Origin of the sequence: Serratia sp. EWG9 (assembly GCF_019913725.1) — a bacterium.
Lineage (GTDB): Bacteria > Pseudomonadota > Gammaproteobacteria > Enterobacterales > Enterobacteriaceae > Serratia > Serratia ureilytica.
Map to the genome: position 1 here is coordinate 361,112 of NZ_JADNRO010000003.1, position 24,689 is coordinate 385,800.

At 58.3% G+C, this 24,689-nt stretch carries 21 protein-coding genes and 1 pseudogene; 12 read left to right on the forward strand and 10 right to left on the reverse strand.

The annotated features are described in order from the left end of the window. Positions 1-65 precede the first annotated feature (65 nt). The gene (locus tag ITX55_RS09920; protein WP_108680239.1) at positions 66-1,802 is read left to right on the forward strand and encodes an SgrR family transcriptional regulator; all 1,737 of its coding nucleotides are present in this window, start codon (positions 66-68) and stop codon (positions 1,800-1,802) included. A 94-nt stretch (positions 1,803-1,896) separates the two neighbouring features. Beyond that, positions 1,897-2,595 carry a 7-cyano-7-deazaguanine synthase QueC gene (queC, locus tag ITX55_RS09925; protein ID WP_033644204.1) on the forward strand — a complete coding sequence of 233 codons (699 nt, stop codon included), beginning with the start codon at positions 1,897-1,899 and terminating at the stop codon, positions 2,593-2,595. A gap of 47 nt (positions 2,596-2,642) precedes the next feature. Here the strand turns inward: queC and ITX55_RS09930 are convergent, their stop codons facing one another. The 9 genes from ITX55_RS09930 to bolA form a co-directional block, all read right to left on the reverse strand. Beyond that, positions 2,643-3,044 (reverse strand): thioesterase family protein, encoded by a 402-nt coding sequence (locus ITX55_RS09930; protein WP_033642075.1) that lies wholly within the window; start codon positions 3,042-3,044, stop codon positions 2,643-2,645. 154 nt (positions 3,045-3,198) lie between these two features. Then, positions 3,199-3,579 (reverse strand): helix-hairpin-helix domain-containing protein, encoded by a 381-nt coding sequence (locus tag ITX55_RS09935; protein ID WP_033642074.1) that lies wholly within the window; start codon positions 3,577-3,579, stop codon positions 3,199-3,201. 138 nt (positions 3,580-3,717) lie between these two features. Continuing rightward, positions 3,718-5,601 (reverse strand): peptidylprolyl isomerase, encoded by a 1,884-nt coding sequence (gene ppiD / locus ITX55_RS09940; protein WP_033642073.1) that lies wholly within the window; start codon positions 5,599-5,601, stop codon positions 3,718-3,720. Between the two features lie 178 nt (positions 5,602-5,779). Continuing rightward, positions 5,780-6,052, reverse strand: coding sequence for a nucleoid-associated protein HU-beta (hupB, locus tag ITX55_RS09945; protein WP_004940351.1), 273 nt, complete (start codon positions 6,050-6,052; stop codon positions 5,780-5,782). Between the two features lie 216 nt (positions 6,053-6,268). Continuing rightward, a complete protein-coding gene (gene lon, locus ITX55_RS09950; protein ID WP_019454189.1) occupies positions 6,269-8,623 on the reverse strand; it encodes an endopeptidase La in 2,355 nt (784 codons plus the stop codon). Between the two features lie 194 nt (positions 8,624-8,817). Continuing rightward, positions 8,818-10,089 carry an ATP-dependent protease ATP-binding subunit ClpX gene (gene clpX, locus ITX55_RS09955; protein ID WP_004940354.1) on the reverse strand — a complete coding sequence of 424 codons (1,272 nt, stop codon included), beginning with the start codon at positions 10,087-10,089 and terminating at the stop codon, positions 8,818-8,820. Between the two features lie 143 nt (positions 10,090-10,232). Next, a complete protein-coding gene (clpP, locus tag ITX55_RS09960) occupies positions 10,233-10,856 on the reverse strand; it encodes an ATP-dependent Clp endopeptidase proteolytic subunit ClpP (protein WP_016928858.1) in 624 nt (207 codons plus the stop codon). A gap of 438 nt (positions 10,857-11,294) precedes the next feature. Continuing rightward, the gene (gene tig, locus ITX55_RS09965) at positions 11,295-12,599 is read right to left on the reverse strand and encodes a trigger factor (RefSeq protein WP_031300019.1); all 1,305 of its coding nucleotides are present in this window, start codon (positions 12,597-12,599) and stop codon (positions 11,295-11,297) included. Between the two features lie 367 nt (positions 12,600-12,966). Then, a complete protein-coding gene (gene bolA / locus ITX55_RS09970; protein ID WP_004940361.1) occupies positions 12,967-13,281 on the reverse strand; it encodes a transcriptional regulator BolA in 315 nt (104 codons plus the stop codon). 314 nt (positions 13,282-13,595) lie between these two features. Between bolA and ITX55_RS09975 the strand changes: the two genes are divergently transcribed. From ITX55_RS09975 to ITX55_RS10010, 8 genes and pseudogenes are all read left to right on the forward strand, one after another. Further along, entirely contained in the window at positions 13,596-14,174 is a 579-nt protein-coding gene (locus tag ITX55_RS09975) for a lipoprotein (RefSeq protein ID WP_042783787.1), read from the forward strand. Positions 14,175-14,225: 51 nt separating this feature from the next. Then, complete coding sequence (gene ampG, locus ITX55_RS09980) at positions 14,226-15,704, forward strand: muropeptide MFS transporter AmpG (protein ID WP_033642070.1); 1,479 nt, start codon at positions 14,226-14,228, stop codon at positions 15,702-15,704. Positions 15,705-16,144: 440 nt separating this feature from the next. Then, on the forward strand, positions 16,145-17,095 hold the full coding sequence (gene cyoA, locus ITX55_RS09985) for a cytochrome o ubiquinol oxidase subunit II (protein WP_033642069.1): 951 nt from the start codon (positions 16,145-16,147) through the stop codon (positions 17,093-17,095). A 3-nt stretch (positions 17,096-17,098) separates the two neighbouring features. Next, a complete protein-coding gene (cyoB, locus tag ITX55_RS09990; protein ID WP_060659870.1) occupies positions 17,099-19,090 on the forward strand; it encodes a cytochrome o ubiquinol oxidase subunit I in 1,992 nt (663 codons plus the stop codon). After that, positions 19,080-19,696, forward strand: a pseudogene (locus ITX55_RS09995) (cytochrome o ubiquinol oxidase subunit III). The gene cyoB and the pseudogene ITX55_RS09995 overlap by 11 nt, the downstream one beginning before the upstream one ends. Next, entirely contained in the window at positions 19,693-20,040 is a 348-nt protein-coding gene (locus ITX55_RS10000) for a cytochrome o ubiquinol oxidase subunit IV (RefSeq protein ID WP_031300021.1), read from the forward strand. The pseudogene ITX55_RS09995 and the gene ITX55_RS10000 overlap by 4 nt, the downstream one beginning before the upstream one ends. Positions 20,041-20,057: 17 nt before the next feature. Then, a complete protein-coding gene (gene cyoE / locus ITX55_RS10005) occupies positions 20,058-20,948 on the forward strand; it encodes a heme o synthase (protein WP_025301761.1) in 891 nt (296 codons plus the stop codon). A 198-nt stretch (positions 20,949-21,146) separates the two neighbouring features. Then, positions 21,147-22,511: an MFS transporter gene (locus ITX55_RS10010; RefSeq protein ID WP_025301760.1), complete on the forward strand. Its 1,365-nt coding sequence runs from the start codon at positions 21,147-21,149 to the stop codon at positions 22,509-22,511. A gap of 34 nt (positions 22,512-22,545) precedes the next feature. On the opposite strand, the gene ITX55_RS10015 is transcribed toward ITX55_RS10010, so the two are convergent. After that, positions 22,546-23,037, reverse strand: coding sequence for a YajQ family cyclic di-GMP-binding protein (locus tag ITX55_RS10015; RefSeq protein WP_164057380.1), 492 nt, complete (start codon positions 23,035-23,037; stop codon positions 22,546-22,548). A gap of 182 nt (positions 23,038-23,219) precedes the next feature. Here ITX55_RS10015 and panE point away from each other — a divergent pair, with 182 nt between their 5' ends. Further along, positions 23,220-24,131 (forward strand): 2-dehydropantoate 2-reductase, encoded by a 912-nt coding sequence (panE, locus tag ITX55_RS10020; protein WP_033642065.1) that lies wholly within the window; start codon positions 23,220-23,222, stop codon positions 24,129-24,131. Further along, the gene (yajL, locus tag ITX55_RS10025; RefSeq protein ID WP_033642064.1) at positions 24,094-24,684 is read left to right on the forward strand and encodes a protein deglycase YajL; all 591 of its coding nucleotides are present in this window, start codon (positions 24,094-24,096) and stop codon (positions 24,682-24,684) included. Before panE ends, yajL begins: the two co-directional genes overlap by 38 nt. Positions 24,685-24,689: the final 5 nt, after the last annotated feature.

Sequence of the window (24,689 nt, forward strand, 5' to 3'; positions counted from 1 at the left end):
GTATGGGATGGTATTTGCGGAAGTAATAGTGAACAATTTGGGAAAACTGTTCCGGATTTCTGCTCATGCGCCTGGTTCACCGTCTCAGCCAATATCAACGCCTGTATCAACAGCTCGGCAACGCGCCGGTCGCCGTGACCATCGGCGAGCTGGCGGCAATGTTCTACTGCAGCGAACGCCATGCCCGCACGCTGGTGCAGCAGCTGCAGGATCAGGGCTGGCTGAGCTGGCATTCGCAGCCCGGCCGCGGCAAACGCGCCAGCCTGCACTGCCTGAAAACACCGGATGAGCTGCGCGCGCAGCTGTTGCAGCAGCTATTGCAACAGGGCAATCATCAGGGGGCGCTGGAGATGGCGCAGCTCGATCCGCAACACCTGCAGGATCTGCTCAGCCCGCACCTCGGCGGGCAATGGCAAGCCGGCAGCCCGACGCTGCGCATTCCCTATTACCGTACGCTGGAGGCGCTCGATCCGCTCACGCTGACCGGCCGCGCCGAGCAACATCTGGTGTCGACCCTGCACGCCGGGCTGACGCGCCTGATGACCGGTAACCCGGAGCCGCAGCCCGATCTGGCGCACCACTGGCAGATAAGCGATGGCGGCCTGCGCTGGCGATTCTTTTTGCGTAGCCAGCTGCGCTGGCACAACGGCGAACCGTTGACCGGCCAGCAACTGCTGCATACGCTGGAAAAACTGCTGGGCCATCCGCGCAGCCAACCCAGCCTGAGCAGCGTCGCGAACGTCAGCCTGCCGCATCCGCTGTGCATTCAGTTCGACCTGCACCTGCCGGACTATTGGCTGGCACACCGGCTGGCGGAGCTGCCTTGTCTGATGACGCACCCCGAACTGCCGGCCATCGGCGCCGGCCCATTTAAACTGGCGTTGAATGAACCGCAGTTGGTGAGGCTGGAACAGCATGCCGGTTACCATCTGCAGCATCCGTATCTGGACACCATCGAATACTGGATCACGCCCGATCTGCCCACCGCCGGCGCCGATGCCAGCTGCCGGCATCCGGTGCGCATCACCATCGGTCAGCAAGACGATTTGGCGCAGGCCCGGCCGGTGCAGCGCAGCATGAGCCTGGGCTGGTGTTATCTGGCGCTGAACCTGCGCCACGGCGTGCTGAGCGAAGCCCAGGGGCAAAAGCTGCTGATGCTGATCCAGCAGTCCGGCCTGCTCAGCCATCTGCCGATCCCCAACAGCGTGATCACCCCCAGCCATGAAATGCTGCCCGGCTGGCGCATCCCCAGCCAACGGATTGAAGAAGATGTCCCGCTGCCCGCTCGGCTAACATTGCTGTATCGGCCGCCGGTCGAGCTGCAAACGGTGACGGTCGCGCTACAGCGGCTGCTCGCGCAGCACGGCTGCGAGCTGGAAGTGCGTTACTACGCCGGCAAACGCTGGCAAAGCGAGGCGCAGATCGCCCAGGCCGACCTGCTGCTGGCGGACAACCTGATCGGCGAGGCGCCGGAGGCGACGCTGGAGAGCTGGCTGCGGCAGGATTCGCTGTGGCGCGGCATCCTGACGGCAAGCCGCTGGCAGCAGCAGCAGGAGACGCTGCGGGAGATCCAGCAGCTGCAGGCGCAGCCACTGCGCTTCGAACGGCTGCAGGCCTATTATCAACAGCTGATGGCCGCCGCCATCATCACGCCGCTGTTCCACTACCAGTATCAGATCAGCGCGCCGCCGCGCATGCATGGCGTGACGCTGACCGCCCATGGCTGGTTCGATTTTTGCCAGGCGTGGCTGCCGCCGCCGGTGGATGACGCACCGACCGGAGCCGAACCGCCCTGCGCCTGACGGCCCTTTCTGCTACTATTGTCGCCGCAACGCAATTTTTATCCTGCCGCCCGAATGTGTATCGGGAATGGCCAAAGCCCAAAAAGGTGATTTTATGAAGCGCGCGGTTGTCGTTTTCAGCGGTGGACAAGACTCCACGACCTGCTTGATCCAGGCATTGCAACAGTATGACGAAGTTCACTGCGTCACGTTCGATTACGGCCAGCGCCATCGCGCCGAAATTGAAGTGGCTCAGGAGCTGTCGGAGGCCCTCGGCGCCAAGGCGCACAAGGTGCTGGACGTGACGTTGCTCAATGAGCTGGCCATCAGCAGCCTGACTCGCGACAATATTCCGGTTCCCGCCTACGATCCCAACCAGAAAAACGCGCTGCCGAGCACCTTCGTGCCGGGCCGCAACATCCTGTTCCTGACGCTGGCGGCGATCTACGCCTACCAGGTGGAAGCGGAGGCGGTGATCACCGGCGTGTGTGAAACCGACTTCTCCGGCTACCCGGATTGCCGCGACGAGTTCGTCAAAGCGCTGAACCAGGCGGTGGTGTTGGGCATCGCCCGCGATATCCGCTTCGAAACGCCGTTGATGTGGCTGAACAAGGCCGAAACCTGGGCGCTGGCGGACTATTACCAGCAGCTGGATCGGGTGCGTCAGGATACGCTGACCTGCTACAACGGCATCAAGGGTGACGGCTGCGGCGAATGCGCCGCCTGCAACCTGCGCGCCAATGGCCTGACGCAATATCGCGCCAACCAAGCGGAAGTGATGGCGGCGTTGAAACAGAAGGCCGGTCTGGCCTGAGGCAGCGACGGCGGCAGCCTCCGCCGCCGGTGAGCTGACTGCGAATGTTATTTGGGCGTGAGCGCTTCCAGGTGCTCGCGCAATTCCCCTTCAATCGGCAGCGCCCGCTGCGTTTTCAGATCGACGCACACGAAAGTCAGCAGCGCGTCGGCCACCGGCGTCCCCGCCGGATCCTGCGTCACCTTCTGGCTCAGCACCCCGCTTTTGCCGTTGAGCTGCACCATCTGGCTGTCGATGCGCAGTTTATCCCCCAATACCGCCGGGCTGCGGTAATTGATATTGATGTTCACCACGATGAAAGCGATGTTGTTTTCCGTCATCCAGCGGAACCCTGCCTCGTTTTCCAGCCACTCCCAGCGCGCCTCCTCCAGAAACTCCAGATAGCGGGCATTGTTAACGTGCTGGTAGACATCAAGGTGATAACCGCGAACTTTGATAAAGGTTTGCATAGGGAACGATCGCTCCTGCCTGGTGATTACAGAAAGAGGGAGCCGCGTGGGCTCCCTCGCCCGTTTGGTCAACGCGCCAAACTGGTAAGACCTGTAAAATGTAGCAGAGTCGCCATTGCCTCAGCGGCATTTTGCCGCGCAGCCGCGACCGGGATCACATTTTCAGCCGAGTGCGGTTCTTCTCGAACAGCGCCGGCCCGATGCCCGGCACCTCCTGCAGTTGCTCAACCTGGGTGAATGGCCCGTTCTGTTCGCGATAGCGCACAATGCCTTCCGCCTTCTTCAGACCGACACCGCTCAAAGCCGCTGCGAGCTGTTCGGCGGTGGCCTGATTGATGCTGACCGCCGTCTCTTCGGCCGCCTTGGTCATCGCCTGTTGCCCGCCATTGCTCGTCGGGGTTGAGAGCATCGGCGCCGGCGCATCGGCTTTATCCGCCGCGGCGGCCGGCACCGCCAGGCATAACAACAGCGCGGCCAGCGCGGCTTTAACGTGATGACGGTAACCTGATAACGTTTTTTTCTCTGTATGTTGCATGCTGTATCCTCCTTGTGTGTGACAGCACGGCTACCTTGCCGCGGCGGCAGATATTCAGCAATCGGCGGATATCAGATGTGGAAAAGGCCGCGAAAGCGGCCTTTGTTTGTTGCACTGCGTTGCAGAAAAATGCGGCGATTACTGCGGCTGTTGCTCAGCGGCGCCCATTTTAATTTTGGCTTCTTTACGCAGGCTCGCCAGCAGCGAATCGAAGGAAACGCCGGTCGCGCCCTCTTCCATCTTGCCGACGAAGGTTTTCATTTCGTCTTCCGGCAGCGTGCCTGGCTTCACCGCATCGAGTGCGATCAGCACCACGTTGTCCTGGCGATCCTGCGACATGCCGTACACCGGTTTGCCGTCCTGCGGGTGCGGCAACGCGAACACGCTCTCCACCAGCTGGCTGTCTTCCGGCGCGCGCGCCATCTTCTGCACGGCGCCAAAGCTCAGGCCGGCGGCTTTCATCGCCTCGTCGCCCTTGCCCTGCTTCAGCTCAACCAGCAGCTTCTCGCCCTGTAGTTTCGCTTCCTGCACCGCCTTGTTGCGCTTCACCAGATCCGCCACGCGGTCTTTTACCTGGTCGAACGGCTCGATGCCTTCCGGCTTGTGACCGCTCACGCGCACCACGAAGGCGCGGTCGCCGTCTACGGTGATCACGTCGGAGTTACTGCCCGGCGCGCCGTTCTCGCCGATCAGCGAACCGTCGAAGATCGCCTGCACCACCGGCTTGAAGTTCAGCGCCGCAGGGATGTTGTCACGGGTGAACCAGTCGGTTTGCGCCGCTTTCACGCCCGCCGCTTCTTCAGCCGAGGCCAGGGATTCGTTGTCGCTGGTCGCCGCTTCGCTCACCTTCTGCTGCAGCGCGTAATACGCATCTACCGCTTTCTCCTGCTTCACCTGCTTGGCGATAGCGTCATGCACTTCGCTCAGCGGCTTCAGTTTCTCTGGTTCGATGTCGTTCAAACGCACGATCAGGTAGCCGACGGAAGATTTCACCACGCCGGACAGCTGCCCTTTTTCAGTCAGGTTAGCCTGCTTCAGTTCGTCGGCGGTGGTTTCCGGCTCCAGCCAACCCAGTTCACCGCCGGTACGGCGTGAGATGATGTCGGTGGATTTCTCTTTCGCCAGCGTGGCGAAATCGGCGCCCTTCTTCAGCTCATCCAGCGCCGCATTGGCTTCCGCCTCGGTTTTCAGCTGGATCACGCTGTAGTTTTTACGCTCCGGCTGGCCGTAGCTGCTCTTGTGCTGGTCGTAGTAAGCGCTGATGTCCTCTTCGCTCACTTTCACCTTGTCCTGCATGGACGCGGCGTCCAGCGGGATATAGCTCACCTTCACCTGCTCCGGGGCGATGAAGCTGTTCTTGTTCTGATCGTAATACGCCTTCAGTTCGTCGTCGCCGGCGCTCTGTTTCGCCTGCAGCGCCTTCAGATCGATAGTCGCCAGACGCACGTCGCGCTCCTGCAGCACCAACGCCGCCATGGCTTGCGATTCGGACGGCAGCACGAAGCCGGATTCGCCGAAGGCCTGGATCAGCTGCTGATTGACCAGCTGCTGACGCATCGACTGCGCGAAGTTGTCGGCGGTGTAGCCCATACGGCCGATCAGGTCGAGGTACTTGGCGTTATCGAACTGGCCGTTGGTTTGGAAATAAGGCGCCTTGCGGATGGCGTCCTTGATCTGATCGTCGCTGACCGCCAGGCCCAGCTTCTTGGCGTATTGGTCGAGCAGCATGTTGTCGATCAACTGGGACAACACCTGACGGCGCATCTGCTGCATGTAGCCTTCGTTGCCGGCCAGCGCAGAGAACTGGTCACCCAGCTGCTGCTGCATGCGGCTACGCTCGCTTTGGAAAGCCTGTTCCAGCTGAGCGCGTTCGATCGTCTGACCATTTACTTTCGCAGCATAATCGCCGGAGCCGCCGATCAGGTAGTTACCCACCCCGGTCAGGACGAATGACAGGATGATCAGGGCCAGGATGATTTTGAGCACGACGTGATTGGCAGCCGCGCGTAAATTGTCCATCATAGTGTGACAACACTCCGCTGTGATGTGGATTAACAACCCTTGTGCAGGCGCGTTCCCTGCGACAAAAATAAAAAAAGCGCATCAGTCCGATGCGCCTTGTATCTTACCTTACCAGCACCGCTGCGTCAGGTGATTGTTTATTACAAAACCCTGTTACGCTAAACGGTTAGACGCCAAATCAGTTTACAGCGTCTTTCAGCGCTTTCCCTGCACGGAAGGCCGGCACTTTGGCTGCCGCGATCTTGATTTCTTTACCGGTTTGCGGGTTACGGCCGGTACGAGCCGAACGTTCACGCACGGTGAAGGAACCGAAACCAACCAGAGCCACGTCATCCCCAGCTTTCAGAGAGTCGGTAACGGAAGCGATTACTGCGTCTAAAGCACGTCCAGCTGCCGCTTTGGAAATATCAGCACCTGCGGCAATCTTGTCGATCAGTTGTGACTTATTCACTCTATCATCCCCTCTAGAATTCTATCGTCGCACCGAAAAATCCCTACGGTTGCGACAGCGCAGCTGTTATATCAATCCCATCGAACCTTGGCAAGCCACCGACTGCGTGGCAAAACGTGGGCCGACAGAGATCTAACTTAGCGGTACAAAAAAATACTGGCAAGTCCGAAATGGCTTGCCAGTATAAGTTTTATCAATGGTTTTTGCGATTCGTCACTATTTTGCCGCTACCGGCAGTGCGCCGAAGGCCGGGTTTTGCAACGCAATGTTCAAAACTTCATCGATTCGCTGCACCGGATGAATCTCCAGATCGGCGATTACATTGTCCGGGATCTCTTCCAGATCGCGCTTGTTCTCGTAAGGGATCAGCACGGTTTTGATGCCGCCGCGATGCGCCGCCAACAGTTTCTCTTTCAGGCCGCCGATCGGCAACACCTGGCCGCGCAGCGTGATCTCGCCGGTCATCGCCACATCGGCGCGTACCGGGTTGCCGGTCAGGCAGGAGACCAGCGCGGTGCACATCGCGATACCGGCGCTTGGGCCGTCTTTCGGCGTCGCCCCTTCCGGCACGTGCACGTGGATGTCGCGCTTCTCGTAGAAATCGGCGTTGATGCCCAATTTCTCCGCGCGCGCGCGCACCACGGTCAGCGCCGCCTGAATCGATTCCTGCATCACTTCACCCAGAGAGCCGGTGTAAGTCAGCTTGCCTTTGCCCGGCACGCAGGCGGTTTCGATGGTCAGCAGATCGCCGCCCACTTCCGTCCACGCCAGCCCGGTGACTTCGCCCACGCGGTTTTCGGTATCCGCACGGCCGTAATCGACGCGCTGCACGCCCAGGTAGTCCTTCAGGTTGTCGCCGTTGATCTCGATGTGCTTGCGCTTCTTGTCCATCAGCAGCGTTTTCACCGCTTTACGGCACAGTTTGGAGATTTCACGCTCCAGGCTGCGCACCCCGGCTTCGCGGGTGTAGAAGCGAATGATGCCGATGATGGCGCTGTCGTCGACCGTCAGCTCGCCTTTTTTCAGCGCGTTGCGCTCAAGCTGCTTTGGCAGCAGGTGCTGTTTGGCGATGTTGAGCTTTTCGTCCTCGGTATAACCCGACAGACGGATCACTTCCATACGGTCCAGCAGCGGCGCAGGGATGTTCATCGAGTTGGAGGTGGCGACGAACATCACGTCGGACAGATCGTAATCCACTTCCAGGTAGTGGTCGTTGAACGCCACGTTCTGTTCCGGATCCAGCACCTCCAGCAGAGCGGAAGCCGGATCGCCGCGCATATCGGAAGACATCTTGTCGATCTCATCCAGCAGGAACAGCGGGTTCTTCACCCCAACCTTGGCCATTTTCTGGATCAGTTTGCCCGGCATCGATCCGATGTAGGTACGGCGGTGACCGCGGATTTCCGCTTCGTCACGCACGCCGCCCAACGCCATGCGCACGTACTGGCGCCCGGTCGCTTTGGCGATCGACTGCCCCAGCGAGGTTTTACCCACGCCCGGCGGCCCAACCAGACACAGGATAGGCCCTTTGATTTTGCTGACGCGGCTCTGCACCGCGAGGTACTCGAGGATGCGATCCTTGACGCGCTCCAGGCCGTAGTGATCGGTATCGAGCACTTCCTGCGCCTTGACCAGGTCTTTTTTCACCTTGCTGCGCGCGTTCCACGGCACCTGCAGCATCCAGTCGATGTAGCCGCGCACCACGGTCGCTTCCGCCGACATCGGCGACATCATCTTCAGCTTTTGCAGTTCCGCTTCGGTTTTCTCGCGCGCCTCTTTCGGCATTTTCGCCGCATCGATCTTGCGCTTCAGCGCTTCGTGCTCGTCCGGCGCGTCGTCCATCTCGCCCAGTTCTTTCTGAATCGCCTTCATCTGCTCATTCAGATAGTACTCGCGCTGGCTCTTCTCCATCTGCTTCTTGACGCGGTTGCGGATGCGTTTCTCAACCTGCAGCAGGTCGATCTCCGACTCCATCATCGCCATCAGGTATTCCAGACGCTCGGTGATGTCGGACATCTCGAGCACCGACTGTTTGTCGCTGAGTTTCAGCGGCATGTGGGCGGCGATGGTGTCCGCCAGGCGCGCGGCGTCGTCGATGCTGTTCAGTGACGTCAGCACCTCCGGCGGGATTTTTTTGTTCAGTTTGATATAGCCTTCAAACTGATTGATCGCGGTGCGCACCAGCACTTCTTGCTCGCGCTCGTCGATAGCCGGCGATTCAAGGTATTCCGCCTGCGCGGCAAAATGCTCACCGCTGTCGGACAGCGTAGTGATGCGTGCGCGCTGCAGCCCCTCGACCAGCACTTTTACCGTGCCGTCCGGCAGCTTCAGCATCTGCAGGATCGACGCTACGGTGCCAACCGAGAACAAGTCGTTAATGCCAGGTTCATCCGTTGAGGCCTCTTTCTGTGCCACCAGCATGATCTTCTTATCGTGATCCATTGCGGCTTCGAGGCACCGAATCGATTTTTCCCGGCCAACAAATAACGGGATCACCATGTGCGGATAAACCACCACGTCGCGCAATGGCAAAACGGGGATTTCAATGCGTTCGGAACGCTCAGGGTTCATAGAGCTCTCTCTTAGTTTAATTTCCGCCAGGTTGAGGGGGAATCTCATGAGACGCAAGCATCTAACGTTTCATAAAATCTGGTTAATGAGTATATGGGGATGAATCTCTTACATTCAACGGCAAGAATGCAGGAAAAAGAAATGGGGGATGAAATCCCCCATTTTGCTGATAACGCGCTGGTTTAACTGGCTAATTATTCGCCAGATGCCTGGGCTTCCGGCTTGCCGTAAATCAGCAGCGGTTTGGATTGACCGGCGATCACCGACTCGTCGATCACCACTTTATCCACGCTGTCCATCGACGGCAGATCGTACATGGTATCGAGCAGCGCGCCTTCCACGATGGAACGCAGGCCGCGGGCGCCGGTTTTGCGCGCCATGGCTTTCTTGGCGATGGCGTTCAGCGCTTCGTCACGGAACTCCAGCTCCACACCTTCCAGGTTGAACAGCGCCTGATACTGCTTGGTCAGAGCGTTCTTCGGCTCTTTCAGGATCTGAATCAGCGCGTCTTCGCTCAGCTCGCTCAGGGTCGCCACCACCGGCAGACGGCCGATGAACTCAGGGATCAGACCGAACTTGATCAGGTCTTCCGGTTCGGCCTGCAGCAACAGTTCGCCTTCGGTGGCCTTCTCGGACTCGCCCTTGACGGTCGCGCCGAAGCCGATGCCGGAGCCGGTGTTGACGCGCTGACCGATCACCTTATCCAGGCCGGCAAATGCGCCGCCGCAGATAAACAGGATCTTGGAGGTATCGACCTGCAGGAACTCCTGCTGCGGATGCTTGCGCCCGCCCTGCGGCGGAACCGCGGCGATGGTGCCTTCAATCAGCTTCAGCAGCGCCTGCTGCACGCCTTCACCCGAAACGTCACGCGTGATAGACGGGTTGTCGGACTTGCGGGAAATCTTATCGATTTCATCGATATAAACGATGCCGCGCTGCGCTTTCTGCACGTCATAGTCACATTTTTGCAACAGCTTCTGGATAATATTTTCCACGTCCTCGCCCACGTAACCGGCTTCGGTCAGCGTGGTGGCGTCGGCCATGGTGAACGGCACGTCCAGGAAGCGCGCCAGCGTTTCCGCCAGCAGAGTCTTGCCGCTGCCGGTCGGGCCAATCAGCAAGATGTTGCTCTTGCCCAACTCGATACCGTTGCTGGTATCGCCGTTGCGCAGGCGTTTGTAGTGGTTGTACACCGCAACCGCCAGCACTTTCTTCGCCTGCTCCTGACCGATGACATAGTCATCCAGGTGGTGGCGGATTTCGTGCGGCGTCGGCAGCGCACTGCGCTCACGATGCGGGGCAACTTCTTTAATCTCTTCGCGAATAATGTCGTTACACAGATCGACACATTCATCGCAGATATACACTGACGGCCCGGCAATCAGCTTACGCACTTCATGCTGGCTTTTGCCGCAAAAAGAGCAGTACAGCAGCTTTCCTGAACCGTCTTTGCGCTTATCTGTCATCAGTCAAACCTCTTCTTTAGTCTTGTCCCGCAGGAAAATCACGGCGGCAGTGCGCCCAAACTCATATCGGGAACGCCGGGAGGCTACAACAGAGCGAGCCCCTGCCCACTCTGATTACTATAGTCCATCGGCGCCGCGTGGTTCTAGCTGCGGTGTGTCAGAATGCCGTCAACCAGGCCGTATTCCACGGCTTCTTCCGCGGTCATAAAGCGATCGCGCTCGGTATCGCGCTCGATCTGCTCCAGCGGCTGGCCGGTATGCTCGGCCATCAGTTCATTCATGCGCGCTTTCACCTTGAGGATTTCACGCGCGTGGATTTCGATGTCCGTCGCCTGGCCCTGGTAGCCGCCCAGCGGCTGGTGAATCATCACGCGCGAGTTCGGCAGGCAGAAACGTTTGCCTTTGGCGCCCGCGGTCAGCAGGAAGGAGCCCATCGAGCACGCCTGCCCCATACAGATGGTGCTGACGTCCGGCTTGATGAACTTCATGGTGTCGTAAATCGACATGCCCGCGGTGATCACCCCGCCCGGCGAGTTGATGTAGAGGAAAATGTCTTTTTCCGGGCTTTCCGCTTCGAGGAACAGCATTTGCGCCACGATCAGGTTGGCCATGTGATCTTCCACCTGGCCGGTCAGGAAAATGATGCGCTCTTTCAGCAGGCGGGAATAGATGTCGTAAGAACGCTCCCCGCGTGAAGTCTGCTCTACCACCATCGGCACCAGCGCCATGTTCGGTGCAAATTGATCTCGTTCGCCACTGTATGACATTACCGTCTCCTAATAGAAATTGCCTTGGCGGCCAGGGTGTCACCCTAATACGCCGATTCTACTTGAGAACGGCCATGATGACTATGCTCAAGCATTCGACCCGCGCCACACGTACCCGACGGTTATTTCATCCCGCGCACTTTGGCAAACAGCCCCAGAATTATTCTTTACAGATTGGGGGAGCCCGGCGCGATTTCAAGCCCAGAGGCCGATTTTCTCCGCGCGCCGGAAACGATGCCGTTATTCTGACCGTTATCATGCCAGCCAGTTCCCCAGGCAACAGGGTAAATATAGTGCATATTGCCCCGCTTAACCTGAGATTAATCAGCAACGTGGCAAAAAGAAAAGCCCGCAACCTGAGGTTGCGGGCTTTTTCATCGTGCGCCGGTTCGCCAGGCGAAACCGGGGGCGCCGTTCATCGCGCCCGGCACGCAGGCATTACGCCTGTTGAGTTTGGTTCATCAGCTCGCTGAAGGTAGTGGCTTTTTCAGTCACTTTCGCTTTTGCCAGCAGGGCTTCAACCGCTTGCTCTTCCAGAGCCACGTTGCGCATGTTGTTCATCAGCTCTTTGTTTTTGCTGTAGAACTCAATGACTTCGCTCGGATCTTCGTAGGCGGAGGCCATTTCTTCGATCAGCGTCTTCACGCGGTCTTCGTCAGCTTTCAGGTCGTTGGTGCTGATCACTTCGCCCAGCAGCAGGCCAACCACTACGCGGCGTTTGGCTTGCTCTTCGAACAGCTCGCGTGGCAGTTCCAGCGCTTGCTTCTCGTTGCCGCCGAAACGCTGTGCAGCCTGACGACGCAGCACGTCGATTTCGCCGTCGATCAGCGCAGCAGGCACGTCGATTTCGTTCGCGCTCACCAGGCCTTCGATCGCCTGAGACTTGATGCGGTTACGCACGGCGCCTTTCAGCTCGCGCTCCATGTTCTTGCGAACTTCGGTGCGCAGGCCGGCAACGGAACCGTCCGCCACGCCGAAACGCTTGATGAACTCTTCGGTCAGTTCCGGCAGCTCGCGCTCTTCAACTTTCTTCAGCACGATAGCGAATTTGGCCGCTTTGCCCTTCAGGTTTTCCGCGTGGTAGTCTTCCGGGAAGTTCACGTCGATGGAGAACTCTTCGCCCGCTTTGTGACCGACCAGACCTTCTTCGAAGCCTGGGATCATGCGGCCCTGGCCCATTGCCAGCACGAAGTCGGACGCTTTGCCGCCTTCGAACTCTTCACCGTCGATAGAACCGGTGAAGTCAACGGTCACGCGATCTTCAGCTTCCGCCGCGCGATCGGTTTCTTTCCAGGTCGCCTGCTGCTTGCGCAGAGTGTCCAGCATCGCGTCGACGTCTTCGTCGTTCACTTCCACTACTGGTTTTTCAACTTCGATGTTTTCCAGGCCTTTCAGCTCAACTTCTGGATACACTTCGAATTCAACGGCGAAAGTGAAGTCTTCACCTTCTTTGTACTCGCCCGGCACGTAGTTTGGTGCGCCGGCCGGATTAATCTTTTCTTTGATGATCGCGTCAACGAAGCTGCGCTGCATCGCTTCGCCCAGCACGTCCTGACGAACAGAGGCGCCGTAACGCTGTTCCACGATGTTCATCGGCACTTTGCCTTTGCGGAAGCCGTCGATACGCACGCTTTTCGCTGCGTTGATCAGCTCTTTCTTCACCGCCTGCTTGATAGTATCAGCCGGTACAGTAATAGAGAGACGGCGCCCAAGGCCTTGAGTGGTTTCTACTGAAACTTGCATCTTGTTACCTCAAAAAAATCACAGTGCTCGGTCAACTCCGTTCCAAGAACCAGGACGGCTACAAATAAGAACCGAGTTCCCTGATGACAGAAGCGTCCCGAAACCATTCCGGAAAAATAAGACGCGACATTATAGCGGCGCATGCATGGCGAGTCGAGGAAAGCTAGGCGGCGCAGGCGCGCTAAAAATCACACTTTTGTCGATTCGATCGCCAAAAGGCCGCCAAAACAGACCGAACGTTGGCCATATTGCGCATCGGCCGTGTCGTCGTCAAAAACAGAAACGGCCCGCAGGCCGTTTCAAAATTCGTCAGTAGTAATACCCTAATTCGAGGGCAAAGTTCCACTGATACCTGAAAATTTCCCCCTCAGGCCAGCGTCCCGGCGCCGCGGCACGGCGGCGAGGCCGGCACGGTATCCTGCAACCCTTCCCACTCTTTGAGCGTATAGGTGTGCAGCGCCAGCGCGTGTACGCCATCGGCCAACTCTTCCGACAATACCCCGTAGATGGAGCGGTGACGCGTCAAAAACCGTTCGCCGACGAAGCGATCGCTGACCAATACCACTTTGAAATGACTTTCTGAACCCGCCGGAACGTTATGACGATAGCTTTCATCAACGACTTCCAGATACGCGGGCTCAAACGCCGCCCTTAACTTTGCTTCTATTTGCTCGCGAATCATAGGATCTCCTTACAACACCGGCAGAGGACCGTGCCCATCTAGTTCAATATTAGCCGGTTTTCCCCCGTTTAGACCATCGCCTGGACAAATTTCTCTTTTCTGCGGTCAGAGGATGAGCGTCATCCCCGCCGCTTGGGGGATTATCCGATTGAGCGGGCCAAAAAAGCGTGTTTTTATCAACGGCAGGTAAAAATTTGTCACTCAGGCGCCTTCCGCGCTTCCACCGCACGGCGGCGATGCTATGATGTCGGCAATTCGTTGTCGGCTATCCCGCTCTGATTATTGCTAAATCCATCGAGAATGAGACAGAAAACATGTTAAAGAAACTTTGTCTTCCTTTGCTGGCCGCCCTGCTGCTGGCCGGCTGCGCGACCAGCAGCAACACCCTGAACGTCACGCCGAAAATCGTTCTGCCGCAGCAGGATCCGACCCTGCAGGGCATCACCATCAGCATCAACGGCGCGGATCAGCGCACCGATCAGGCGCTGGCCAAGGTAAACCGCGACGGCCAACTGGTCACGCTGACGCCGTCGCGCGATCTGCGTTTCCTGCTGCAGGAAGTGCTGGAGAAACAAATGGGCGCCCGCGGTTACATGATTGGCGCCGACGGCCCGGTCGCGCTGCAGGTGGTCGTCAATAATCTGTACGCGGACGTATCCGAAGGCAACCTGCGCTACAACATCACCACCAAAGCCGACATCTCGATCATCGCCCAGGCGAAGAACGGCAACAAGCAGGTGAAAAACTACCGCTCGACCTATAACGTGCAGGGCGCCTTCACGGCGACCAACGACAAGATCACCGACGCCGTCAACTCCGTGCTGGGCGACGTGATCGCCGACATGGCGCAGGACACCAGCGTCAACGACTTTATCAAGCAAAACGCGCGCTAATCGGCGCGCCTGGCGCCGCCCGGCGGATCGGGCGGCGCAGACAGGGAACTCATGTCGAAACACTATCTGAACATCTTCACCCAGCGTAACTCCGCCATTCTGCTGCTGCTGGGCTTCGCGTCGGGTCTGCCGCTGGCACTGACCTCCGGCACGCTGCAAGCCTGGATGACCGTCGAAAACATCGATCTGAAAACCATCGGCATCTTCTCGCTGGTGGGCCAGGCCTACGTCTTCAAATTCCTCTGGTCGCCCTTCATGGATCGCTATACCCCGCCGTTCCTCGGGCGGCGGCGCGGTTGGCTGCTGATCAGCCAGCTGCTGCTGGTGGCGGCGATCGTGGCGATGGGCTTTATGCAACCCGCGCAGCACCTGTGGTGGCTGGCGGCGTTGGCGGTGCTGGTGGCGTTCTGCTCCGCCTCGCAAGATATCGTGTTCGACGCCTATAAAACCGACCTGCTGAAAGCCGAAGAACGCGGCGCGGGCGCGGCGATATCGGTGCTGGGTTATCGGCTGGCGATGCTGGTTTCCGGCGGCCTGGCGCTGTGGCTGGCGGATCGCTATTTCGGCTGGCAAGCCACCTACTGGCTGATGGCCGGATTGATGCTGATCGGCGTGGCCGCCACGCTGATGGCGCCGGAGCCGGATGAAAGCATCCCGGCGCCGCGCACCATGGAACAGGCGGTCGTCGCGCCGCTGCGCGATTTCTTCGGCCGCAACAACGCCTGGCTGATCCTGCTGCTGATCGTGATGTACAAAATGGGCGACGCCTTCGCCGGCAGCCTGAGCACCACCTTCCTGATCCGCGGCGTGGGATTCGACGCCGGCGAAGTGGGGCTGGTGAACAAAACCCTCGGGCTGTTCGCCACCATCGTCGGCGCTCTGTTCGGCGGCGTGCTGATGCAGCGTCTCACCCTGTTCCGCGCCCTGATGCTGTTCGGCGTCCTGCAGGCGGTCTCCAATCTCGGCTATTGGATCCTGGCGGTGACCGACAAGAACCTGCTCACCATGGGCAGCGCCATCTTCCTTGAAAACCTGTGCGGCGGCATGGGCACCGCGGCCTTCGTCGCGCTGCTGATGACGCTATGCAACCGTTCGTTCTCCGCCACCCAGTTCGCGCTGCTGTCGGCGCTGTCCGCCGTGGGCCGCGTTTATGTCGGGCCGATCGCCGGCTGGTTCGTCGAAGCCCATGGCTGGCCGCTGTTCTATCTGTTTTCGATCGCCGCCGCGCTGCCGGGCTTGCTGTTGCTCGGCGTCTGCCGCCAGACGCTGGAACACACCCAGCAGCATGGCGACTTTATGCCGCGCACCGCGTTTACCCAGGCTTACCGCTGGGCGCTGCGCCTGCTGACGCTGGGCTGCTCGCTGCTGGGGCTGTGGTTGCTGCTGCTGATCGCCAATGCGCTCGACTGGACGCAGGCGCCGCTGTTGGCCGACCGGCTGCTGCAGATCGGCGCCGCATTGAGCCTGCTCGGCGTCGCGATGGGCAGCATGCTGGATTATCTGGCGCTGCGCCGCGCTCGTTTGGCGTAACCCGACCGGCCGGCGATTTTGCCGGCCGAAAAAAAAGCGATCCGGGGGTGTATTTATTTCGTTAAAAAAAGATAATCAGCGAGAAAATTATTTTTTTATCCGACTGCGGCGCTCGGAAATAAAATTAAATTCACCTTTAAGACACAATTATTTTACATTAAATAAACCTTTTCTGCGTATTTCCCCGCCGCGCATTTCTTCGCCAGATTCATCATACCTTTAGTTTTCCTTAACATACGGACTGCTCGTCACGATTCAGCGTGCCAACGCGTTGTTGTCATTGGTAAATTGTCACGCAGGGTTACATCTGTGACCCCCTTAACAGAAAGTGTCAACAAGCCGCTGACACTCCCTTAAGCATGTTTACAGTACTGCAACCTTCCCGTAAAATGCCCGCACACATGAAACGACAATTGAGCCTTTGTTATTGAGGTCGTTAGATGAGACTTAAGAAATACAATAAAAGTATTGGGATGCTGTCATTAATTGCAGGCACTGTATTGCTCAGTGGCTGCGATATGGTTTTGATGAATCCCAAAGGAGCAATTGGTGTTGAGCAACGGACACTGATTATCACTGCAATCGCGTTGATGTTGATCGTGGTGGTGCCAGTTATCTTCATGGCGTTCGCCTTTGCCTGGAAGTATCGCGCTTCCAACAAAGACGCCAAGTACAGTCCGAACTGGGCCCACTCCAACAAGATCGAAGCGGTCGTCTGGACCATTCCTATCATTATCATCGCCATCCTTGGCACCATTACCTGGAAGACTACCCACGAACTCGACCCGTTCAAGCCGATTGTCACCGACAAGAAGCCGATGACGATCGAAGTGGTGTCGCTCGACTGGAAATGGCTGTTCATCTATCCGGAACAAGGCATTGCGACCGTTAATGAGCTGGCTTTCCCGAAAGATGTTCCAGTCGAATTCAAGATCACCTCTAACTCGGTAATGAACTCGTTCTTTATCCCGCAGTTGGGTGGACAGATTTATGCGATGGCCGGCATGCAGACCAAACTGCACCTGATCGGCAACGAAGCCGGTGCCTACAAGGGCATCTCCAGCAGCTACAGCGGCGCAGGCTTCTCCGGTATGAAATTCACCGCGATCGTTACCCCGACCGAAGGCGACTTCGATCAGTGGGTGGCCAAGGTGAAGGCATCGCCTAAAAACCTGAACACCACCGACGACTTTAACAAACTGGCAGAGCCGAGTGAAAACAACCCGGTCGAGTACTTTGCCGCTGTCAAACCGAATTTGTTCAAAGAAACAATTGCCAAATTCATGGGCGACATGGATATGCACAAGGGCGCTGGCGCGCACGAAGGCATGGACATGAGCCAAGGTATGGACATGGGTGAACATGCTGCTCACGCCGGAGCCGAGGAATAACTGATGTTGGGAAAATTAACACTTGATGCGGTTCCGTACCACGAACCGATCATCATGGTCACCGTAGCCGCAATTATCGTCGGGGGCCTGGCAGTGCTGGCGCTGCTGACCTATTTCGGCAAATGGAAGTGGCTGTGGAGCGAATGGCTGACTTCGGTCGACCATAAAAAAATTGGTATCATGTATATCGTCGTGGCGATGGTCATGCTGCTGCGCGGCTTCGCCGACGCCATCATGATGCGTAGCCAGCAGGCGTTGGCGTCCGCCGGCGAAGCCGGATTCCTGCCGCCGCACCACTACGACCAGATCTTCACCGCGCACGGCGTCATCATGATCTTCTTCATGGCGATGCCTTTCGTGGTCGGCCTGATGAACGTCGTGGTGCCGCTGCAAATCGGCGCGCGCGACGTCGCCTTCCCGTTCCTGAACTCCCTGAGCTTCTGGTTCTTCGTGGTGGGCGTTGTGCTGATCAACATCTCCCTGGGGGTCGGTGAATTCGCTCAGACCGGTTGGCTGGCGTATCCGCCGCTGTCGGGTAAAGAGTACAGTCCTGGCGTCGGGGTCGATTACTGGATCTGGAGTCTGCAGATTTCCGGTCTGGGTACCCTGCTGACCGGCGTGAACTTCTTCGCCACCATTCTGAAGATGCGTGCCCCTGGCATGCCTATGATGAAGATGCCGGTGTTCACCTGGGCGGCGCTGTGTACCAACGTCCTGATCATCGTTTCTTTCCCAATTCTGACCGTCACCATCGCGCTGCTGACCCTGGATCGCTATCTGGGCACCCATTTCTTCACCAATGATATGGGCGGCAACATGATGATGTACATCAACCTGATTTGGGCCTGGGGTCACCCAGAGGTGTACATTCTGGTTCTGCCGGTGTTCGGCGTGTTCTCCGAAGTCACCGCGACCTTCTCCAGAAAACGCCTGTTCGGCTATACCTCACTGGTATGGGCAACTATCGCGATCACCGTTCTGTCGTTCATCGTATGGCTGCACCACTTCTTCACCATGGGGTCCGGCGCGAACGTTAACGCCTTCTTCGGTATCGCCACCATGATCATTTCCATCCCGACCGGGGTGAAAATCTTCAACTGGCTGTTCACCATGTATCAGGGCCGCATCAAGCTCAACTCCGCAATGCTGTGGACCGTTGGCTTCATCATCACCTTCTCCGTGGGTGGTATGACCGGCGTTCTGCTGGCGGTGCCGGGCGCGAACTTCGTGCTGCACAACAGCCTGTTCCTGATCGCGCACTTCCACAACGTCATCATCGGCGGCGTGGTGTTCGGTTGCTTCGCGGGCCTGACCTACTGGTTCCCGAAATCCTTCGGCTTCACGCTGAACGAAAAATGGGGCATCCGCGCGTTCTGGTTCTGGATCATCGGCTTCTTCACCGCCTTCATGCCGCTGTACGCATTGGGCTTTATGGGCATGACCCGTCGTATCAGCCAGAACATCAACCCTGAGTTCCACCCTCTGCTGCTGGTTGCTGCCGGCGGTGCGGCGCTGATCGCCTGCGGCATCCTGTGCCAGCTGACCCAGATCTTCGTCAGTATCCGTGACCGCGAACAGAACCGCGATCTGACCGGTGACCCATGGGGCGCTCGTACTCTGGAGTGGTCAACGTCTTCTCCACCGCCGTTCTATAACTTTGCCGTAGTGCCGCAGATTCATGACCGTGATGAGTTCTGGGACATGAAAGAAAAAGGCGAAGCTTATAAGAAACCGGCTAAATACGAACCGATTCATATGCCTAAGAACACCGGCGCCGGCGTTATCATCGCCTTCTTCAGCCTGGTATTCGGTTTCGCAATGATTTGGGAAATCTGGTGGATGGCTCTGGCCGGCTTCATCGGTATGATCGTCGTCTGGATCGGCAAGAGCTTCGATAACGATGTTGACTACTATGTGCAGGTTGATGAAATCGAGCGCATTGAGAACCAACACTACGAACAAATCCGTAAAGCAGGCGTGAACCATGTCAACTGATACTCTGACCAATCATAACGCAGCCCATGCAGAGCATGGGCACCACGACGCGGGTGGGACCAAGGTCTTCGGATTCTGGATCTACCTGATGAGCGACTGTATTTTGTTTGCGAGCTTGTTCGCGACTTATGCAGTCCTGGTGAACGGGACCGCCGGCGCCCTGCAGGCAAAAACATTTTTGACCTGGACTTCGTCCTGGTTGAAACCTTCCTGCTGCTGTTCAGCTCCATCACCTACGGCATGGCGATGATCGCCATGAACAAGGGTAAAGTTGGCGGTGTAAACACCTGGCTGTTCCTGACCTTCCTGTTCGGTCTGGGCTTTGTTGGAATGGAAGTTTTTGAATTCCACAAACTGATCACCGAAGGCTTCGGTCCGGATCGCAGCGCGTTCCTGTCCAGCTTCTTCGCGCTGGTCGGCACCCACGGTCTGCACGTGACTTCCGGCCTGGTTTGGATCATCGTGATGATGATTCAGGTGAGCAAGTTCGGCCTGACCGCGACCAACAAAACCCGCCTGATGTGCCTGAGCCTGTTCTGGCACTTCCTGGACGTGGTCTGGATCTGCGTATTTACCGTTGTCTACCTGCTGGGGGCTATGTCATGAGTCATTCATCCCATGAAACCTCTCACGGCGGCGCAAGCCACGGCAGCGTGAAGTCATACCTGATCGGCTTTATCCTGTCGATCATCCTGACGGTAATTCCATTTGCGATGGTAATGTACGGGAACGATGGCAGCATCTCCCACTCCACCATCCTGGCGGTTGTTGTCGGTATGGCGGTTATCCAGGTGATTGTTCACCTGGTTTACTTCCTGCACATGAACACCTCATCGGAAGAGCGCTGGAACCTGGTGGCATTGCTGTTCACCGCTATGATCATCGGTATCGTTGTTGTAGGTTCACTCTGGATTATGTACAACCTCAACATCAATATGATGGTCGATTAAGAGCTGAGCTGCACGTGATGATTAAGCAATACCTGCAAGTCACTAAACCAGGAATTATTTTCGGCAATTTAATTTCTGTCGTTGGGGGATTCCTGCTCGCTTCCAAAGGGAGCATCGACTATCCCCTGTTTCTCGCCACCCTGGTGGGTGTCTCGTTGGTGGTCGCGTCGGGCTGTGTGTTTAACAACTACATCGACCGCGACATCGACAAGAAGATGGAGAGAACGAAGAATCGGGTGCTGGTAAAAGGCCTGATCGCGCCGAGTGTCACCCTGGTTTATGCGACCGCGTTGGGTATTGTGGGCTTCGCGTTGCTGTATATCGCGGCCAACCCGCTGGCCATGTGGCTGGCGGTGATGGGCTTCGTGGTTTATGTCGGCGTTTACAGCCTGTACATGAAGCGCCACTCGGTCTACGGCACGCTGATCGGCAGCTTGTCGGGCGCCGCGCCGCCGGTTATCGGTTACTGCGCGGTCACCAACGAGTTCGACGCCGGCGCGTTGATCCTGCTGGCTATCTTTAGCCTGTGGCAGATGCCGCATTCTTATGCGATCGCTATCTTCCGCTTTAAAGATTACCAGGCGGCCAACATTCCGGTGCTGCCGGTGGTGAAAGGCATTTCCGTCGCCAAGAACCACATCACGGTCTACATCCTGGCGTTTATGATCGCCACGCTGATGCTGACCCTGGTGGGCTACGCCGGCTACAAATACCTGATCGTCGCTGCGGCGGTGAGCGTATGGTGGCTGGGCATGGCGCTGCGCGGTTACAAAACCGAAAACGACAGCGTCTGGGCGCGTAAACTGTTCGTGTTCTCCATCGTCGCCATCACCTCGCTGAGCGTGATGATGTCGATCGACTTCAGCGCCACGGCGGCGCCTGAAGCGCTGGTGACCTACGTTTGGTAAGCCAAATCATCTGTCAATGGGCCGCGTATGCGGCCCATTTTATTTGTCACGCCGAAAAGCGGCCAAACTGTAATATCTGTTAAACAACATTCGATTTACCCCCCCTGCCCTGCACACTAAAATGACGCAGCTTTACAGAAATCATGCCATCAGGCGCTGTCTCAACGTCTGATGGCATGGTTTTTACCGAGGTTTGACGTGAACGATAATTCAATGACCCCGCAGGAGCGCCGCGCCACCTGGGGATTGGGCACCGTGTTCTCCCTGCGCATGCTCGGCATGTTTATGGTATTGCCGGTGTTGACCACCTACGGCATGGCGCTCAACGGCGCCAGCGAAGCGCTGATCGGCATCGCCATCGGCATTTACGGCCTGGCGCAGGCGGTGTTTCAGATCCCGTTCGGCCTGGTGTCCGATCGCATCGGCCGCAAGCCGCTGATCGTCGGCGGCCTGCTGATCTTTGCCCTCGGCAGCGTGATCGCAGCCGTCACTGACTCTATCTGGGGCGTGATCCTCGGCCGCGCGTTGCAAGGCTCCGGCGCCATCGCCGCCGCGGTAATGGCCCTGCTCTCCGATCTGACCCGCGAGCAGAACCGCACCAAAGCGATGGCGTTTATCGGCGTCAGCTTCGGCATCACCTTCGCCATCGCCATGGTTCTGGGCCCTATCATCACTCACGCCTTGGGCTTGCACGCGCTGTTCTGGATGATCGCCGTGCTGGCGCTGGCCGGCATCGTCATCACCCTGGCGGTGGTGCCTTCCGCCGACACCCATCTGCTGAACCGCGAGTCCAGCATCGTGCGCGGCAGCTTCCGCAAAGTGCTGAGCAACTCGCGCCTGTTGAAACTCAACTTCGGCATCATGTGTCTGCACATTCTGCTGATGTCGAGCTTCGTGGCGCTGCCGCTGGCGATGGAAAAAGCCGGGCTGGCGGCCAGCGAACACTGGATCGTCTACCTGGTGACCATGCTGGTGTCGTTCGCCGCCGTGGTGCCGTTCATTATCTATGCCGAGAAATATCGCCGCATGAAGCAGGTGTTTATGGGCTGCGTGGCGGTGCTGTTCTGCGCCGAAGTGCTGCTGTGGCTCTCCGGCGCTCATCTATGGGGCATCATCGCCGGCGTGCAGCTGTTCTTTATGGCCTTCAACGTGATGGAAGCCATCCTGCCTTCGCTGATCAGCAAAGAATCGCCGGCCGGCTACAAAGGCACCGCGATGGGGGTGTACTCCACCAGCCAGTTTATCGGCGTGGCGATCGGCGGCAGCCTCGGCGGCTGGCTGTACGGTTTGCAGGGGGCAGGCTTGGTGTTTATCGCCGGCGCGGTATTGGCCGCCGTCTGGTTCCTGGTCAGCAGCACCATGAAAGAGCCGCCGTATGTCAGCAGCCTGCGCATTACGCTGTCGGAACTGGCGGTGAAGGATTCAGCGCTGGAAAGCCGCCTGAAGGCGCAGCCCGGCGTGGCCGAGGCGATCGTCGTGCCGGAAGAGCGCAGCGCCTACGTCAAGGTGGATACCAAGCAGACCAACCGCGGTCAGCTGGAAGCGCTGGTCAATTCGCTGTAAAGAAACGGGGCCGGCAATGCCGGCCCCGTCGAGATTAATCGCGGAAGTTCTTGAACTGGAACGGCTGGCCCAGATCGCCGCCGCGCACCAGCGCCATCACGCTCTGCAAGTCGTCGCGTGACTTGCCGGTCACCCGCACTTCTTCGCCCTGGATCTGCGCCTGCACCTTCAGCTTGCTGTCTTTGATCAGCTTGACGATTTTCTTCGCCACGCTGGTTTCAATCCCCTGCTTCAGCTTGGCTTCCACGCTGTAGGTTTTACCGCTGTGGGTAAACTCGTCCGGGATCTCCAGCGCGGCGCCGTCGATGCTGCGCTTGCTCAGCTTTTCGCGCAGAATGTCGAGCAGCTGCTGCACCTGGAAATCAGACTCGGTGGCAACCTTGATGCTTTGATTCTTCTCGTTTAGCTCAAAGCTGGCCGGCACGTTGCGAAAATCCCAGCGGGTGCCGAGATCGCGGGTGGCGTTCTCAACGGCGTTACGCACTTCCTGCATATCAATTTCGGAAACGATGTCGAAAGATGGCATACTTCTTCCTCCTGAATGAGTGCCTAATAGCTTAGGCGATTTTGATGCCGAGCATGATAACCGCTTTGCCGCCTCAGACAAAATCTGCTGAACGCACGCAGGGATAGCGCTTCAGGCTGCTATAAAGCCTATAGTTAGATCACGGTAATTGAGCGGTATTCCCGTGTTTCCAAGGAGACTGAATGAAAATAACCATTCTTGGTTGCGGCGCGCTCGGACAACTGTGGCTCTCCCGGCTGTATCAGCAGGGCCACGATGTACAGGGATGGCTAAGAGTGCCGCAGCCTTTTTGCGCCGTGAACGTGATAGAGCCGGAAGGCGTCTCGTTTAATCGCAATTTGCCCACCAACGATCCGGAGCACCTCGCGCAAAGCGAGCTGCTGCTGGTGACGCTGAAAGCCTGGCAGGTATCCAGCGCGGTCAGCGCGCTGTTGCCGAAGCTGAGCCCCCGCTGCGCCATCTTGCTGCTGCACAACGGCATGGGCACTCAGGAGGAGCTGCCGCCGAATGGCCAGCCCATCTTGCAGGGCACCACCACCCACGCCGCGCGCCACGAAGGCAGCACCATTATCCACGTCGCCACCGGCATCACCCACATCGGCCCCACCTCACCGGCCGCCCAGCACCTCAGCCACCTGGCGGAAGTGCTGCATCAGGCGCTGCCCGACGTCGCCTGGCACAACAACATCGCCTCGGCCAACTGGCGCAAGCTGGCGGTCAACTGCGTGATCAACCCGCTGACGGCGCTGTACGGCTGCCGCAACGGCGATCTGCAGCGCTACCCGGAGCAGATCGAAGCGCTGTGTCGTGAAGTCGCCAGCGTGATGGCCATGGAGGGTTACCACACCTCCTGCGAAGGCCTGATGCAATACGTGATGGACGTGATCCACAGCACCGCCGACAACGTTTCGTCGATGCTGCAGGATATCCGCAGCCAGCGGCATACCGAGATCGACTACATCACCGGCTACCTGCTGCGCCGCGCGCGCAGCCACGGCCTCACGCTGCCGGAGAATGCGCGGCTGTTTGAATTGATTAAACGAAAGGAAAATGAATATGAGCGTATCGGCGCTGGTCTGCCTGGCACCTGGTAGCGAAGAAACCGAAGCCGTCACCACCATCGATCTGCTGGTGCGGGCGGGCGTTAAAGTCACTACCGCCAGCGTCGCCGGCGACGGCGAGCTGACTATCGTTTGTTCACGCGGCGTCAAGCTGCTGGCCGACGCGCCGCTGGTGGCGATCGTCGATGAGCCTTTCGACGCCATCGTGCTGCCCGGCGGCCTGCAGGGGGCGGAATGCTTCCGCGACAGTCCGCTGCTGGTGGAAAAAGTGCGGCAGATGCATCTGCAGGGCCACATCGTTGCCGCCATCTGCGCGGCCCCGGCGCTGGTGTTGCAGCACCACGATCTGTTCCCGATCGGCAACATGACCGGTTTCCCGGGTTTGAAAGATCGGATACCGGCGGATAAATGGATGGAGCGGCGCGTGGTGTACGACGCGCGCGTCAACCTGCTCACCAGCCAGGGGCCGGGCACCGCGATGGAGTTTGCACTGAAGCTGATAGACCTGCTGCTCGGCAAGGCCAAAGCGGCGGAGATCGCCGCGCAGCTGGTGCTGATCCCTGGGATGTACGATTTCCGCGACTGAGCGGC